Source organism: Caballeronia sp. LjRoot29 (genome assembly GCF_964252755.1).
Taxonomy (GTDB): Bacteria; Pseudomonadota; Gammaproteobacteria; order Burkholderiales; family Burkholderiaceae; genus Caballeronia.
In genome coordinates this window covers 63,802-77,768 of the sequence record NZ_CAXUPU020000015.1, presented here as the reverse complement: position 1 = coordinate 77,768, position 13,967 = coordinate 63,802, and the positions used below count along the sequence as shown (strand labels likewise).

The window sequence follows — 13,967 nt, the reverse complement described above, 5'->3', positions numbered from 1 at the left end:
GGTTGTCCATGTCCGGATGGTTAGTGGTCGTGGCGGTTCTCGGCCTGTCCTGGCGCAGCGCCGACATGCGTCCACTCGATCTCTTCAGCGACTCCGGCAACATGCTGCAGTTCGGCAAGGACTTTTTCCCGCCTGACTTCGCCGACTGGCGCACCTACGTTCACGAGATGATCGTCACGCTGGCGGTGGCTGTTTGGGGCACGGCGCTCGCACTGGTGTGCGCGGTGCCGTGCGGGCTGCTGTCGGCATCGAACATTGCACCGATGTGGATCGTCCAGCCCGTGCGACGCGTGATGGATTCATGCCGCGCGATCAATGAAATGGTCTTCGCGATGCTCTTCATTGTCGCGGTGGGTCTCGGCCCGTTCGCCGGTGTGCTCGCGCTGTGGGTGCATACAACCGGCGTGCTGGCGAAGCTGTTCGCCGAAGCAGTTGAAGCCATCGACGCGCGGCCGGCGGAAGGCGTACGCGCAACGGGCGCAAGCAGTCTTGATGAAGTGCTATACGGGGTTCTGCCGCAGGTTTTGCCGCTGTGGATCTCTTACGCGCTGTACCGTTTCGAATCGAACGTACGCTCGGCGATGGTGGTCGGCATGGTCGGTGCAGGCGGGATTGGCGTTGTATTGTACGAAGCAATTCGTTCGTTCAATTATGCGCAAACGTCAGCCGTGCTGCTGATGGTGATTGTGATCGTCACGCTGATCGACCTGGGGTCCGCGTGGCTTCGTGAGCGTGTGATTTGAGTGTGTTGGCCGGCTCATGCCGGCCAGTTCTTTTTTTACCGCGGCTTACTGATCGGGCTGACTGATCGTTGCCAGTAGTTGCTGACCCGCTTCGGACAGCAAACCCGAATTATCGATGGTGACAAGCCGCGCTTGCTCAGGAAGCGACATGACGGGCTGACGGGCAAGCCGTGCTTCCATCTGTCGCGAATCTTCGCGACCGCGCCGCTCGAGCCGCGCTGCCAGAACCGTGGGACTCGCGTGGATGTGGACAAACTGCGTGAACGGATAACGTTCGAGCGCAGCCAGTGCATGTTGGCGCGATCCGTTCACCACCACCGGCAACCCGCGCGCGAGCCACGCATCGATCTCAACGCCAATACCGTAGTGCAGTCCGAGACTCTCCCAATGCATCGAGAAAACGCCGCTGGCCAGACGCGCGGCGAATTCCTCGTGGCTCAGCGCGACATGATTTTCGCCATCGGAAACGGGACGTGTGATGTAGCGATGCGCGAACATAACCTGCGCGCCGATGCGCTCACGAACGAAGCCGAGCAAGGAGTCCTTGCCGGCACCCGACGGTCCCATTACGTAGATCAGCCGACCGGTTTCGATGCTCATTCAAAGGCCTCGGAGCGGGTATTCCCAAAGGGCAGGCGCTGCCATAACGTGAAAGGCGCACCCGGTTGCGGTTGAACAAAGAGCGCCGCCCCATGGAAGGGAAGAGCCCCAAGTGTTTCAGCGCGGGTTTGCCAGAGCGAGACAATGGCTGCACGCACGGACGCTGAATCAAGTGCATCGGAGAGCGTCATGTGAAAGCGGAATTCATCGAGCACATAGGGGTAGCCCCATTCATGCAAGAGGGTCTGCTGCCGCTCGCTCAAGCCTGACGCGAGGCGTCGTTCGGCATCTTCTGCCGAAGCACGTGCACGCAGCGAGTTGAGTGCGTACAGCGCGCTGGCAGCAACGCGGCGGATGGATTCGTCGTCATCTGCGCGCGTGGCCCGCAGCGCGACGAAGCGGCCCATCTCGACGGCGGAGAGAGGTGCATCGAACCGGGTAACGTGGCTGGCCCACTCGCGCGCCTCCGACAACACCTGCTGCGGCGTAACACCCTCGGCAGTATGAAAAGGCGCGACGAGCGTTCCGTGCCAGCCATATCGGCGTGGTGAGCCGGTCAGCGCGGCAACGGTCTGCCCGAGTGCGGCAATGGCGGCTTCCTCGGGCGTCTCAATCGAAAGCCCGGTCTCGGCATCACGGCCAAGCCATTCGCAGCCTGCACGCCACCACGCCGAAGATGCCGCGGGTGCGTAGTAAAGCGCGATGCGCGAAGCAGGCGTCCAGGCGTCCAGGACGGTGTCGTTCGCTTCGGCGCTCATATACCGTCCTCGACCAGCAATTGCACCCGGTCGGCGGCGAAGTGCGTGATGCCGTACTTGATGGGCACGCCGGCTTCATCGACGTCCACGCTTTCAACCCACATCACCGGTTGCGCACGATTGATCTGCAAGCGCCGCGCGACGTCCGAGCTGGGCAGGATGCAGCCGATACGGCTCCACTTACGCGTGTAATCGACCACGCCGAATTCCACCAGCGCCGCGCTGACACCTTCCACGCCAGCCAGAATGGCGGGCAGGTCGGTGAAACGCATGGCGGGGAACCAACTGCGTGCATAGGTCAGCGGCACGTCGTCGGAATCATGCCGCGTCTCGATCTCGTACACGAAAGTCCCTGCGCGAAGGGAGAGCGCTTTCGCGGTCACCGGATCAGCCTTTACTTTCGCGCTGGACAGGACCACGCCCACGGACGCCTGGTTGTTGCGCCGGAGGTTTTCGGTGAAGCGCGTGCGGCGCCCGATCTGATAGTCGATCGCACCGGGCTGCACGAACGTGCCGCGTCCTTGTTCGACGCTAACCAGTCCGGTGGCCGCCAGGCGCAGCATTGCCCGGCGGACCGTGTGCCGGTTGACGTCGAAACGCCGGGCCAGCTCAGCCTCGCTCGGCAGGCGGCCGTCTTCGCCGAAACTCTTCGCCGTAATCTCCGCCGAAAGAATCTGTTCGATCTGACGCCATACCGCGACGCCCGCGCCGCGTTCCACGGCCAGGCCCGGCGTGCCAGTTTCGTTAGATGTCATGTCGCTGTCATTCCTGTCGGTTTGAATATCGTTTTCGGCATTGTAGTGCGCCGCCGATGGCGAAAATGTGAAAGCAGGGCGCTTGTGAAGAATATTTAACCGGTTGCACAAACGTCTAGACGACCGGATGACTATTCTAGTAGCGTTGAGGCTGGACAGGATGATGAAATCACGGACGCGGCTTGAATCAAGCGCCCTTTATTGACGAGGTAAGACCATGAGTACATCTGCGCAAACGCCCGCGCCTTCCGGTCCCGCCACACGGCGGGAGTGGCTGGCCATCCTGGCGCGCACGCCACGGGCCTGCATGAAAGACGCGCTTGATGCGGCGCTGGACGGTGCGTCGCCGCCTGAATTCGACTGGCTGCGCGCACCCGATATCGGTCTCGCCATGGTGCGCGGACGGGTTGGCGGCAGCGGCGACGCGTTCAATCTGGGCGAAATGACGGTGACGCGTGCCACGCTTCGGCTGCGGGCAGGCGAGGGCCATTCTGCGATACCCGCGGTCGGCATGGCGGTTCATATGGGGCGCGACAAGGAGCGAGCGACGCTCGCCGCGCTGGCGGACGCGCTGCTTCAAACACCTGCATTCGAAGCCCGGATGCAAGAGCACTTGCTGGCGCCGCTCGCGGCGCGCATCGCTGAAAACCGGGCGCAAAAACAGGCTCGCGCCGCGGGTACCAAGGTGGAATTCTTTACGATGGTAAGGGGCGATTGATGTTACCTGACAAGCTTTCAAACAACTTGCGCGGGCCGGACGTCACGAGCATCGACCTCGCGACCCTGACTCCCGGTTTCAACGACACCGTCCATGATTCGCAAGGCGTGTTCCGTGCGCTGCTCGACGCGCTGTCGCGGCCCGGGAAGATTGTTTCGATCGACGCCGTGCTGCCCAGCCTCGAGCAGGACGGCGGCACGGCCGCAGCCCACGTGCCCATGGCCGCGTTCGCTGCGCTGCTCGCATTGGCCGACTATTCGACGCCCGTGCTGCTGCAACATGAGCATCGGGGCTTGAGCGACGCGCTGCGTTTTCATACCGGTGCGCCGCTGACGAACGATCACGCGCAAGCGGTCTTCGCCTATCTGCACGATGCGCAGTCATTGCCGCCGCTGGATGCATTTTCGCTGGGTGATCCGGAGACACCGGAGAGCGCGGCCATGTTGTTCATCAGCGTGGACTCGCTTAACGAGGGCCCGCAAATGACATGGCGAGGCCCCGGCATTCGCGATTCCCAGGCGGTCCGTATCGCCGGGGTAACACCTTCTTTCTGGCATGAGCGCGCGTTATTGGCGAGCCAGTTTCCTTGCGGTATCGACTGTTATTTCGTGCACGGCGGATCGGTCATCGGCCTGCCGCGCACCACTCGCGTGGAGGTGGCCTGATGTACGTTGCAGTCAAAGGCGGTGAACGCGCGATCGAACGTTCATGGGACTTGCTCGCAGCCAACCGGCGCGGCGATGAAGCTATCGCGGAACTCGGTGTCGACCAGATTCGCGAGCAGCTTGGGCTGGCGGTTGCGCGGGTGATGACCGAAGGGTCGGTCTACGACGAAGAGCTTGCTGCACTGGCGATCAAGCAGGCAGCCGGAGATCTGGTGGAAGCCATTTTCCTGCTGCGGGCGTATCGCACGACGCTGCCGCGCTTCGGTTATACGGTGCCGCTCGACACGGAAAACATGCTGGCGGAGCGGCGCATTTCAGCTGCGTTCAAGGACATTCCGGGCGGACAGATGCTCGGCGGCACGTACGACTATACGCAGCGTCTGCTTGATTTCAGCTTGCTTGCGGAAGGCGGTCCGCGCGCGTCCAACGTCGGCAGCTCAAAGAAGATCGCACCTGAGCAGGAAGCCATGCCGCGCGTGCTTGCGCTCCTCGACAAGGAAGGGTTGATCGAGCAGGAAAAGATCCACGCGGACGCGCCCGAACCCGGCGATCTCTCGCGTGAGCCGTTGATGTTCCCAGTCGCGCGGCCGGTTCGTTTGCAGAACCTTGCCCGTGCCGATGAAGGTTTCCTGCTCGCCGTCGGCTATGCGACCCAGCGCGGATATGCAAACTCGCATCCGTTCGCCGGCGAGATTCGCTACGGCGAAGTCGCCGTCGAACTGGAGCTTGAAGAGTTGGGATTCGCGGTGGAGATTGGCGATATCGACATCACCGAGTGCCAGATGATCAATCAGTTCGCGGGCAGCGGCGACGTGCCGCCCACCTTCACGCAAGGGTATGGCCTCGCCTTTGGTCACTCGGAGCGTAAGGCCATGGCGATGGCGCTGGTCGACCGTGCATTGCGCGCGCAAGAACTTGGCGAGACCGTTTCATCGCCGACGCAAGACGCGGAATTCGTGCTCTATCACAGCGACAACGTGGAGGCATCGGGCTTCGTGCAGCATCTGAAATTGCCGCACTATGTGGACTTCCAGTCCGAACTCGAATTGCTGCGGCGCCTGCGTGCGGGCATCGAGAAACAAGCGCAACGTGAACAGGCTGCTCAGGAAAAACATCAAGCGCATGAACCGCAACCCGAGCCCAGCGAGGAGAACGCTGCATGAATGCGCGTACTGAAGAAAGTGCCATGGCTGAAGGCTATAACTTCGCCTACCTCGATGAACAAACCAAACGCATGATCCGTCGCGCGCTGCTGAAGGCCGTGGCCGTGCCGGGTCACCAAGTGCCGTTTGCATCGCGGGAAATGCCCTTGCCGTATGGCTGGGGAACGGGTGGCTTGCAGGTTACGTCGGCGATCATCGGACGCAGCGACACGCTGAAGGTGATCGACCAGGGATCGGACGAAACCACTAACGCCGTGAATATTCGCCGCTTCTTTGCCCGCACGGCGGGTGTTGCGACCACCACGCGCACGGTGGATGCATCGATTATCCAGACGCGTCACCGGATTCCGGAAACGCCGCTGACAGAAGCGCAGATCCTGGTGTATCAAGTGCCCATGCCGGAGCCGCTATTCAGGCTCGAACCGCGCGTCGCCGAGAGCCGCAAGCTCCACGCGCTGGCGGACTATGGGCTGATCAACGTGAAGTATTACGAGGACATCGTGCAGCACGGCAGCATTGCGACCACCTACGACTACCCGGTGCTCGTGAACGATCGATATCTCACGTCGCCATCGCCCATCCCGAAGTTCGATAACCCGAAGATGCACATGAACCCTGCGCTGCAACTTTTCGGCGCAGGCCGCGAACGCCGCATCTATGCAATTCCGCCTTATACGAAGGTACGGAGTCTCGACTTCGAGGATCATCCGTTCACCATTCAGCAATGGGATCACGAGTGCGCGTTGTGCGGTTCGCGTGAGAGTTTCCTCGACGAGATGATTGTGGATGACGCGGGCGCGCGCATGTTCGTGTGTTCGGACAGCGACTACTGCCAGGAACGCCGCGCAGGTCAGGAGGAAGCATGAACTTATCGACACCCGCACTCCCTCTGCTCACCGGCCGTGGACTGACGAAGCGCTATGACGGCCGCGGCGGCTGTGTCGATGTGGACATCGACATCTATCCGGGCGAAGTGCTTTGCATCGTCGGCGAATCCGGTTCCGGCAAATCCACTCTGTTGAATGCGCTGGCGCTGCGAACCCCCGTGAACGATGGCGCGTTGCGCTATCGCACCGTCGAAAATGACGTGCTCGATCTGTTCGCGTTGCCCATGGCGCGCAGCCGGATGCTGGCGCGTACCGACTGGGGTTTTGTGCACCAGAACGCACGGGACGGACTGCGTCACGGCGTGTCGGCCGGGGCGAATATCGGCGAGCCGTTGATGGCGAACGGAGCACGCCACTACGGACGTCTGCGTGAAACAGCCTCGGACTGGATGAGTCAGGTTGAACTGGACGCCACGCGTATCGACGAATTGCCGTCCGCGTTTTCAGGCGGCATGCAGCAGCGGCTTCAGATAGCGCGCAATCTTGTCACGAAGCCGCGCCTTGTATTCATGGACGAGCCCACAGCGGGGCTGGATGTGTCAGTGCAGGCGCGGCTGCTGGACCTGCTTCGCACGCTGACCGCCAAGCTTCATCTTGCTGCCCTGATTGTCACGCATGATATTGGTGTGGCGCGTTTGCTCGCGCATCGTCTGATGGTGATGAAGGACGGGCGGGTGGTCGAGAGCGGACTGACCGACCAGGTGCTCGATGACCCGCAACATCCCTATACACAGACGTTGGTTGCGTCCGTGCTGCCCGTTTGAGGTACGAAAATGAATGCCAATGCCGATCTTTCCAACGAAGTTGCGTTTGCCGAACGCGCGACGCTGATGCTGCGCGCGCGCGGCGTCGAGAAGACCTTTACGCTGCATCAGCAGGGTGGCGTGCGTATTGCTGCGCTGAGCGGTGTGTCGCTGGATGTGGAACGCGGCGAGTGTGTCGTGTTGGCGGGGCCTTCGGGTGCCGGCAAGAGCACGTTGCTGCGCTGCATGTACGGTAACTATCTGCTCACCCGCGGCACGGTCGCCATCCGCGACGAAAGCCAGTCATCGCAATACCTTTCGCTGTCCGATGCATTGCCACACGACGTAATCCGCTTGCGCCGGTCTACCATGGGTTATGTGAGTCAGTTTTTGCGTGCGATTCCGCGGGTCTCGTCGCTTGATCTCGTGAGCGAACCGCTGATCTCACGCGGCATGGACGAAGAACAAGCGCGGGCACGTGCGGGCGCGTTGCTTGAACGCCTCAACGTGGCGCGACGGCTGTGGACGCTTGCGCCCGCCACGTTCTCTGGCGGTGAACAACAACGCATCAACATCGCGCGCGGGCTGATTGCTGAACAACCGCTACTGCTGCTCGACGAACCGACGGCGTCGCTCGATGCCGAGAACCGGCAAGTGGTGGCGGACCTGATCGTGGAAGCACGCGAGCGGGGCGCGGCAATTGTCGGTATTTTTCATGATGAGGACACGCGTGAACGTGTGACGACTCGTCTGATCCAACTGAACGCTCCCGCCGGCCAAGTAGACTCGGCGACAACAGCGACCTCGGCATCATCGATTACGGAAACCTTGCAGACATGCTGATCAAAAACGCGCGCATTGTCACTCGCGATGAAGAGTTCACAGGCGTGGTACGAGTCGCCGACGGCCGCATTACTGAAGTAGCGCCCGGCACGACATCGGTTGCGGAAGCGGAGGACTGGGGCGGTGATTATCTGTTGCCCGGACTCGTTGAACTGCATACCGACAACATCGAAAAGCATATTGCGCCGCGACCGGGCGTGGTATGGAATCACGACGCCGCCATCCTCGTGCACGATGCCCAGGTTGCAACGGCCGGTATTACGACGGTCTTCGATGCGCTCGGCATCGGCTCGCGCGGGGGCGTGGGCGTACGCGGCAAGGAAATACAGACCAACTGCGCACGCTCGATCGAGCGGCTGACGGCCAGCGGCATGCTGCGCGTCGATCACTTCCTGCATCTGCGATGCGAGATAGCGGCAGCGGATGTACTCGACGTATTCGACGGGCTGGTTTCGCATTCGCTGCTGCGCCTTGTCTCCGTGATGGACCATACGCCGGGCCAGCGCCAGTGGCACGATCCGGTGCAATGGCGCAAATATCAGGAGCGCCACGGCAAGTGGACCGATGAACACGCGAGCACCGTACTGAGTGAATTGACTAGCGACCAGCAGCGGTACGCGCGGGTTCATCGCGACGAGATCGTGGCGCGTTGCAAGGCGCTTGGCCTGCCGCTCGCGAGTCACGACGACACTTCTGTCGAGCACGTGCTGGAAGCCGTGGAAGACGGTATTGTCCTTGCCGAATTTCCCACGACTCTGGCGGCTGCGCAGGCGGCAAGGGACCACGGAATTGCGACGATCATGGGTGCGCCGAACGTCGTGCGGGGCGGCTCGCACTCGGGCAATGTATCCGCGCTCGAGATGGCACGCGCGGGGCTGCTCGACATCTTGTCGTCGGACTACGTGCCATCGAGTTTGCTGACCGCCACGTTCGAACTCGTCGATAAGGCCGGCTGGTCGCTGCCCCAGGCTATTCGCACGATCTCGTCGGCGCCGGCCAAAGCAGCGGGTCTGACGGATCGCGGCGCGATTGCGCTCGGTCTCAGGGCTGATTTCGTGCGGGTCGCCATGGCAGATCGCTTGCCGGTTCCGCGGGCTACGTTCCTGGAAGGACAACGGGTGGCGTAATTGTCGGGGGAGAGCTGTTCCGGTAATTGTTGACTCTTAATCAAGAGTCTTCTGCCTTTCACGGGGTTTTTGAAAAAGAGCAAAGCGCAGACACTTGCAAGCTTCGGTTCGTCGAATTATCGAATCGCCCGAGATCGCTTGGGAGTCACCATCATGTCGCTTGCTCTTCTCGCGCTGCCCGTCAGCGCGATTGCCATTGGCACTATCGCGGACAATCTTCACGTCCACCGGTCTGCTCGCGAGCCTCTACGCGCTCGCTGTAGCCGGCGGCGCTCCCTTGCTGGCCTCACTGCTGCGCGAGACGCCGCTGGCCGCGCTGACAGCGCCAAGTAGCGGCCTCTACCGCCGCGATCCCCTCACATCTCAATCGCAATTCCCATTAGGCACGGCAAAACCCGGCGGCCTGTAAACCCACTTCTTGTCAGGAATTCATTATGCGCATCACCATTCCAAATCGTATTGGCTTCGGCACTGCGCCGCTTGGCAACATGTTCCGCGAGATTCCCGAACAGGAAGCACTCGATACGGTCGAGGCCGCGTGGCAAGCGGGGATTCGTTACTTCGACGGCGCGCCGCTCTACGGTGCGGGTCTCGCCGAGATCCGCCTGGGCGAGGCATTGTCAAATCATCCGCGTGACGAGTACGTGCTCGGGACCAAGGTTGGCCGCCTGATCCTGGACGAACTCGAGGCGCCTACCCAGCGTGACCTGGGAGAAAAGGGCGGTCTGTTCGAACACGGCTTGCCGAACAAGATTGTGTACGACTACACCGAGGAGGGCACGCTGCGTTCGATCGAAGACAGCTTGCGGCGTCTGAAAACCGATCGTCTCGACTACGCGTGGATTCACGATCCGGCGAAGGATTTTCACGGCGATAAATGGCTGACCGTATTCGATACCGCCATGAACGGCGCTGCAAAAGCGCTCACGCGGCTGCGTGAAGAAGGGGTGATCAAGGCGTGGGGCTTGGGTGTGAATCGAGTGGAAGCCTGCGAACTCGCGCTTGAACGCGCCGATCCCGATGGCTTCCTGATCGCGGGGCGTTATACGCTGCTCGATCACGAAACCGCGCTTGGAAAGCTGATGCCCGCGTGCGAATCGCGAGGTCTCGGGATTGTTGTGGGCGGCCCGTATAACTCAGGGTTGCTCGCAGGTGGAGAGCATTTCGAATACCAGAAGGCCCCGCAAGCAATGATCGAACGCGTTGAGCGGATCAAGCTGATTTGCGGGCGGTTCAACGTGGATATCAAATCGGTGGCGCTGCAGTTTTCACTGGCACATCCGGCGGTCGCAGGCATTATTCCGGGTGCAAGCCGTCCCGCGCGCATTAGCGAGAATATCGCGTTGGCGGCCGCCAAAATTCCTGCCGACCTGTGGGCTTTGCTCAAGCAGAATGGCTTGATAGCTGCAAATGCGCCGGTGCCGTTGGGAAACTAGAAGCCGCTTATTCGGGCAGCGTGACGCGGCTTATTCTCGTGCTGCCCGAACGACAGATCATGTAGAAAGGCGAGCAGCCGATGGCGATCGGGCCTCCGCCGACTCGCGCACGAGGCGCAATGTTTTGGGCGTTAAGTAAAACAAAATCCCCGCTTCGGAAATCACGACTTCGCGAAACGGGCAGACGGGTTCATAGTTGCATTCACTGCAACGCTGCTGATCGATCCTGCTGCCACGTACAACGAGAGACGCCATCGTGCCCGAAGTGCCCGACTCAACTTATCCAACTGCTCCAACCGAAAATTTCAACGACTGGCTGGACAGAACGCAAGTCGTCCACGACGTCATCACTGCGTTCCCGCTGGCGGCCATGGCCGCTACGGTGAATCGCAAACCAGAGACGAAAAATGTGCCACCGTTATGGCACTGGCTCTATTTTTTACCGGTTTCGCCCCTGGCTGAGACCGGTCCCGACGGTCACCCGAAGCGCGGTGGTTTCTTGCCGCCCGTGCCGCTGCCGCGCCGCATGTGGGCGGGCGGACGCCTGACATTTCACGCACCGCTGGTGGTTGGCGAACAGGCGACACGCACGTCGACCATTGTGAATATCGAAGACAAGACGGGTCGTACCGGCCGGCTCGTGTTCGTGACGGTGCAGCATGAAATTGAAGTGGACGGTGCGCTCAAAATCGAAGAGGAGCACGACATCGTCTATCGCGACGAACCCGCTCCCGATGCTTCCAATGCACCGAAAAAAGAGCCGGCCACAGCGCCCGTCGATGAATCCTTCAGCCGCGAAATTCCGACTGACCCGGTGTTGCTGTTCCGCTACTCGGCGCTGACTTTCAACGGTCACCGGATTCATTACGATCACCCTTACGTTACGCAGGAAGAAGGGTATCCGGGCCTGATCGTCCACGGTCCGTTGATCGCGACAATGCTCGTGGATCTCGTGCGCCGCGAGTTGCCCGATGCGAACGTCGCGAGCTTCGCGTTCCGGGCGCTGAGCCCGACCTTCGCGCCCAATCCGTTCACCGTGTGCGGCAAACCGTCGGAGGACGGCCGTACTGTCGAGTTATGGGCCAAAGACCATGACGGTTACCTGACGATGCGCGCTACCGCTACGCTCGCCTGAAACTAAAAACTAAATCTAAAAAGCCCTTATGCAGACCACTCACTCCGATCAGTTCCAGGACATTCGGGAAGCCGTTCGCGACCTGTGCCAGCAATTTTCCGGCGACTATTTTCGCAAGATAGATGAAGCGCGCGATTATCCGGAAACCTTCGTCGATGCGTTGACAAAGGCCGGCTGGCTTGCCGCATTGATTCCGCAGGAATATGGCGGTTCGGGACTGGGCTTGACGGAAGCGTCGGTGATCATGGAGGAGATCAATCGGGCCGGCGGCAATTCCGGCGCGTGCCATGGTCAGATGTACAACATGGGCACGTTGCTGCGTCATGGCTCGGCGCAACAGAAAGAGCGCTATTTGCCGCAGATTGCGAGCGGTGACTTGCGTCTCCAGTCGATGGGCGTCACCGAGCCGACCACCGGCTCGGACACGACGAAAATCAAGACCACCGCGGAGCGCCGCGGCGACCGTTACGTCATCAACGGCCAGAAAGTATGGATCTCGCGGGTGCAGCATTCCGACCTGATGATCTTGCTGGCCCGGACAACACCGCTCGCCGATGTCAAACGCAAGTCCGAAGGCATGTCCATTTTCATCGTCGACTTGCGCGAGGCGATCGGACACGGCATGACCGTGCAGCCGATCCTGAACATGGTCAATCACGAGACCAACGAACTTTTCTTCGACAACCTGGAAATTCCCGCAGAAAACCTGATCGGCGAAGAAGGGCAAGGGTTCAAATATGTCCTCGACGGCCTCAACGCGGAACGTACCCTGATTGCGGCGGAATGTATTGGCGACGGCTACTGGTTCGTCGACAAGGTGACCGCTTATGCGAAGGAACGCATCGTGTTCGGACGGCCTATTGGGCAGAACCAGGGCGTGCAGTTTCCGATCGCGCGCTCGTTCGTCAACGTCGAAGCGGCAAGCCTGATGCGCTTTGAAGCGGCACGTCGCTTCGACGCCCACGAACCCTGTGGCGCACAAGCCAACATGGCGAAGTTGCTGGCGGCCGACGCATCGTGGGAAGCAGCGAACGCATGCCTTCAATTCCACGGCGGTTTCGGTTTCGCCTGCGAATACGATGTCGAACGCAAGTTCCGCGAGACGCGCCTGTATCAGGTGGCGCCTATTTCCACGAACCTGATTCTCTCGTATGTCGCTGAACATATCCTCGGTTTGCCACGCTCGTTCTAAATCATGCGACCACTCGACGGCATCAAAGTCATTACGCTGGAACACGCGATTGCCGCGCCGTTCTGCACGCGCCAGCTCGCCGATCTGGGCGCCCGCGTGATCAAGATCGAGCGGCCGGGAACGGGCGATTTCGCACGCGGTTATGACGAACGTGTCGATGGGCTCGCGTCGCATTTCGTCTGGACGAACCGCTCGAAGGAAAGCCTGTCACTCGATGTCAAGCAACCGGAAGCGGCGAAGATTCTCGATACCCTTGTCGCCGATGCCGACGTGCTCGTGCAAAACCTTGCACCCGGCGCGGCGGACCGGCTCGGGCTTGGCTACGACACATTAAGCGTGAAATACCCGAAGCTGATTGTCTGCGATATCTCGGGCTACGGCGCTGACGGTCCGTATCGGGACAAGAAGGCGTATGACTTGCTGATCCAGAGTGAATCCGGATTTCTGTCGATTACCGGTTCACCCGGTGAGCCGGCGAAAGCAGGTTGTTCGATCGCCGATATCGCTGCCGGCATGTACGCCTACTCGAACATCCTGAGCGCATTGATTTTGCGCGGACGCACCGGCAAGGGATGCCGGATCGATGTGTCGATGCTCGAAAGCATGGTCGAGTGGATGGGTTATCCGTTGTACTACGCAATTGGTGACCAAAGTCCCCCGGCTTTATCCGGCGCTTCGCACGCGACCATCTATCCGTACGGCCCGTTTCTGGCGGGAGATGGAAAAACGATCATGCTGGGTTTGCAGAACGAACGTGAATGGAAAGTGTTCTGCGAGCGCGTGCTTGAACAGCCGTCGCTTGCCGCCGATCCGCGCTTCGACGCGAACTCCAAAAGATCAGCGTCACGCGATGCCTTGCGAGCGCTGATTGTCGCGGCGTTCAGCAAATTGACCGCAGCCGAGGTGTTGCAGCGGCTCGACGCCGCCGGCATTGCCAACGCGCAGATGAACACGCTGGCTGATGTCTGGGCGCACCCGCAACTCGAGTCGCGTGGCCGCTGGCGTGAGGTGGGGACATCGGCGGGACCGATTCCCGCGTTGTTGCCGCCGGGCACGCCGAACGGTTTCGCACCGCGCATGGACGCGGTTCCGGCGCTGGGCGAACACACCGACGCCATCCTGCGAGAGCTCGGCTATGAAGCCTCGCAGATCCAGGCGTTGCGCGAAACGGGCACCATCTAAACTCTTCAGGCAATCACTAC

Annotated in this window: 16 protein-coding genes; 13 read left to right on the top strand and 3 right to left on the bottom strand. The window is 60.9% G+C overall.

Features of this window, described 5'->3' with window-relative positions; all coding sequences use genetic code 11:
* Nucleotides 1-8 precede the first annotated feature (8 nt).
* On the top strand, nucleotides 9-743 hold the full coding sequence (phnE, locus tag ACSQ83_RS18040; RefSeq protein ID WP_436229127.1) for a phosphonate ABC transporter, permease protein PhnE: 735 nt from the start codon (nucleotides 9-11) through the stop codon (nucleotides 741-743).
* 45 nt (nucleotides 744-788) lie between these two features.
* Here phnE and phnN read toward each other — a convergent pair whose 3' ends face one another.
* The 3 genes from phnN to phnF are packed head-to-tail and all read right to left on the bottom strand — an operon-like array spanning nucleotide 789 to nucleotide 2,856.
* Nucleotides 789-1,343 (bottom strand): phosphonate metabolism protein/1,5-bisphosphokinase (PRPP-forming) PhnN, encoded by a 555-nt coding sequence (phnN, locus tag ACSQ83_RS18035; RefSeq protein WP_436229081.1) that lies wholly within the window; start codon nucleotides 1,341-1,343, stop codon nucleotides 789-791.
* Complete coding sequence (locus ACSQ83_RS18030; protein WP_436229080.1) at nucleotides 1,340-2,101, bottom strand: DUF1045 domain-containing protein; 762 nt, start codon at nucleotides 2,099-2,101, stop codon at nucleotides 1,340-1,342. Before ACSQ83_RS18030 ends, phnN begins: the two co-directional genes overlap by 4 nt.
* Nucleotides 2,098-2,856, bottom strand: coding sequence for a phosphonate metabolism transcriptional regulator PhnF (gene phnF / locus ACSQ83_RS18025; RefSeq protein ID WP_414953267.1), 759 nt, complete (start codon nucleotides 2,854-2,856; stop codon nucleotides 2,098-2,100). The genes ACSQ83_RS18030 and phnF overlap by 4 nt, the downstream gene beginning before the upstream one ends.
* 217 nt (nucleotides 2,857-3,073) lie before the next feature.
* Here phnF and phnG point away from each other — a divergent pair, with 217 nt between their 5' ends.
* The 12 genes from phnG (at nucleotide 3,074) to ACSQ83_RS17965 (ending at nucleotide 13,947) form a co-directional block, all read left to right on the top strand.
* Nucleotides 3,074-3,574 (top strand): phosphonate C-P lyase system protein PhnG, encoded by a 501-nt coding sequence (gene phnG / locus ACSQ83_RS18020; protein ID WP_436229079.1) that lies wholly within the window; start codon nucleotides 3,074-3,076, stop codon nucleotides 3,572-3,574.
* Nucleotides 3,574-4,239 (top strand): phosphonate C-P lyase system protein PhnH, encoded by a 666-nt coding sequence (gene phnH, locus ACSQ83_RS18015; protein WP_436229078.1) that lies wholly within the window; start codon nucleotides 3,574-3,576, stop codon nucleotides 4,237-4,239. Before phnG ends, phnH begins: the two co-directional genes overlap by 1 nt.
* On the top strand, nucleotides 4,239-5,402 hold the full coding sequence (locus ACSQ83_RS18010; RefSeq protein WP_436229077.1) for a carbon-phosphorus lyase complex subunit PhnI: 1,164 nt from the start codon (nucleotides 4,239-4,241) through the stop codon (nucleotides 5,400-5,402). The genes phnH and ACSQ83_RS18010 overlap by 1 nt, the downstream gene beginning before the upstream one ends.
* Nucleotides 5,399-6,268, top strand: a complete 870-nt coding sequence (locus ACSQ83_RS18005; protein ID WP_436229076.1) for an alpha-D-ribose 1-methylphosphonate 5-phosphate C-P-lyase PhnJ — start codon at nucleotides 5,399-5,401, stop codon at nucleotides 6,266-6,268. Before ACSQ83_RS18010 ends, ACSQ83_RS18005 begins: the two co-directional genes overlap by 4 nt.
* The gene (phnK, locus tag ACSQ83_RS18000; protein WP_436229075.1) at nucleotides 6,265-7,053 is read left to right on the top strand and encodes a phosphonate C-P lyase system protein PhnK; all 789 of its coding nucleotides are present in this window, start codon (nucleotides 6,265-6,267) and stop codon (nucleotides 7,051-7,053) included. The genes ACSQ83_RS18005 and phnK overlap by 4 nt, the downstream gene beginning before the upstream one ends.
* 9 nt (nucleotides 7,054-7,062) lie before the next feature.
* Nucleotides 7,063-7,875 carry a phosphonate C-P lyase system protein PhnL gene (gene phnL, locus ACSQ83_RS17995; protein WP_436229074.1) on the top strand — a complete coding sequence of 271 codons (813 nt, stop codon included), beginning with the start codon at nucleotides 7,063-7,065 and terminating at the stop codon, nucleotides 7,873-7,875.
* On the top strand, nucleotides 7,869-9,002 hold the full coding sequence (locus tag ACSQ83_RS17990) for an alpha-D-ribose 1-methylphosphonate 5-triphosphate diphosphatase (protein WP_436229073.1): 1,134 nt from the start codon (nucleotides 7,869-7,871) through the stop codon (nucleotides 9,000-9,002). The genes phnL and ACSQ83_RS17990 overlap by 7 nt, the downstream gene beginning before the upstream one ends.
* A 196-nt stretch (nucleotides 9,003-9,198) precedes the next feature.
* Nucleotides 9,199-9,411: a hypothetical protein gene (locus ACSQ83_RS17985; RefSeq protein ID WP_436229072.1), complete on the top strand. Its 213-nt coding sequence runs from the start codon at nucleotides 9,199-9,201 to the stop codon at nucleotides 9,409-9,411.
* Between the two features lie 25 nt (nucleotides 9,412-9,436).
* Nucleotides 9,437-10,438: an aldo/keto reductase gene (locus tag ACSQ83_RS17980; protein WP_436229071.1), complete on the top strand. Its 1,002-nt coding sequence runs from the start codon at nucleotides 9,437-9,439 to the stop codon at nucleotides 10,436-10,438.
* Between the two features lie 265 nt (nucleotides 10,439-10,703).
* Complete coding sequence (locus ACSQ83_RS17975; RefSeq protein WP_436229126.1) at nucleotides 10,704-11,573, top strand: FAS1-like dehydratase domain-containing protein; 870 nt, start codon at nucleotides 10,704-10,706, stop codon at nucleotides 11,571-11,573.
* A 28-nt stretch (nucleotides 11,574-11,601) separates the two neighbouring features.
* On the top strand, nucleotides 11,602-12,765 hold the full coding sequence (locus ACSQ83_RS17970) for an acyl-CoA dehydrogenase family protein (protein ID WP_436229070.1): 1,164 nt from the start codon (nucleotides 11,602-11,604) through the stop codon (nucleotides 12,763-12,765).
* A 3-nt stretch (nucleotides 12,766-12,768) separates the two neighbouring features.
* Nucleotides 12,769-13,947, top strand: a complete 1,179-nt coding sequence (locus tag ACSQ83_RS17965; protein ID WP_436229069.1) for a CaiB/BaiF CoA transferase family protein — start codon at nucleotides 12,769-12,771, stop codon at nucleotides 13,945-13,947.
* The last annotated feature ends 20 nt before the right edge of the window (nucleotides 13,948-13,967 follow it).